1 protein-coding gene is annotated in these 1,470 nt (G+C 53.5%); it reads left to right on the forward strand.

Translation table 11 applies throughout. The features are described 5' to 3' along the window. Nucleotides 1-1,470, forward strand: a 1,470-nt coding sequence (locus ACTHUR_RS11035) for a proline dehydrogenase family protein (RefSeq protein WP_440398599.1), incomplete at both ends; no start/stop codon positions are given.

The raw sequence follows: 1,470 nt of genomic DNA on the forward strand, positions 1-1,470 counted from the left end.
GTGCCAGCCGTACCAAAGCCAGCGGTGTAGATGCCTTGATGCACGAGTTCTCCCTCTCCAGTGAAGAAGGTGTTGCACTGATGTGTCTGGCTGAAGCCCTGCTGCGCATTCCGGACAATGCCACCCGTGACCGCCTGATTGCCGACAAAATCTCTGAAGGCAACTGGAAAAGCCACTTGAACAACAGCCCTTCCCTCTTCGTTAACGCGGCCGCATGGGGTCTGCTGATTACCGGCAAACTGACCGCGACAAACGACAAACAGATGAGTTCCGCATTGAGCCGTCTGATCAGCAAAGGCGGCGCCCCTCTGATCCGTCAAGGCGTTAACTACGCCATGCGCCTGCTGGGCAAACAGTTCGTCACCGGTCAAACCATTGAAGAAGCGCTGCAAAACGGTAAAGAGCGCGAGAAAATGGGTTACCGCTTCTCTTTCGATATGTTGGGTGAAGCCGCATACACCGAAGAAGATGCCAACCGCTACTACAACGACTACGTTCAAGCCATTCACGCCATCGGTAAAGATGCCGCTGGCCAAGGCGTTTACGAAGGCAACGGTATCTCCGTCAAACTTTCCGCCATCCACCCACGCTACTCACGCGCCCAACACGAACGCGTGATGAACGAACTGCTGCCACGCCTGAAAGAATTGTTCCTTTTGGGTAAAAAATACGATATCGGTATCAACATCGACGCCGAAGAAGCCAACCGTCTCGAATTGTCTTTGGACTTGATGGAAGCGTTGGTTTCCGATCCTGACTTGGCAGGCTACAAAGGTATCGGTTTCGTTGTTCAGGCCTACCAAAAACGTTGCCCGTTTGTTATCGACTATCTGATCGACCTGGCCCGCCGCAACAACCAAAAACTGATGATCCGTTTGGTGAAAGGCGCATACTGGGACAGCGAAGTGAAATGGGCTCAAGTAGACGGCATGGAAGGCTATCCGACTTACACCCGTAAAGTCCACACCGACATCTCCTACCTCGCCTGCGCACGCAAACTCTTGGATGCGCAAGATGCCGTGTTCCCACAATTTGCCACCCACAACGCCTACACCTTGGGCGCAATCTACCAAATGGGTAAAGGCAAAGACTTCGAACACCAATGTCTGCACGGCATGGGCGAAACCCTGTACGACCAAGTGGTCGGCCCGCAAAACTTAGGTCGCCGCGTACGCGTGTATGCCCCGGTCGGCACACACGAAACCCTGCTCGCCTACTTGGTACGCCGCCTGTTGGAAAACGGTGCGAACTCTTCTTTCGTGAACCAAATCGTTGACGAAAACATCAGCATCGACCGCCTGATTAAGAGCCCGTTCGACACCATCGCCGAACAAGGCATCCATCTGCATCCGGCATTGCCTCTGCCGCGCGATTTGTATGGCAAAGGCCGTCTGAACTCCCAAGGCGTCGATTTCAGCAACGAAAACGTATTGCAAAACCTGCAAGAAAAACTCAACCAAGCTTCTTCCG

It is taken from the genome of Neisseria sp. P0021.S007, from assembly GCF_051956855.1.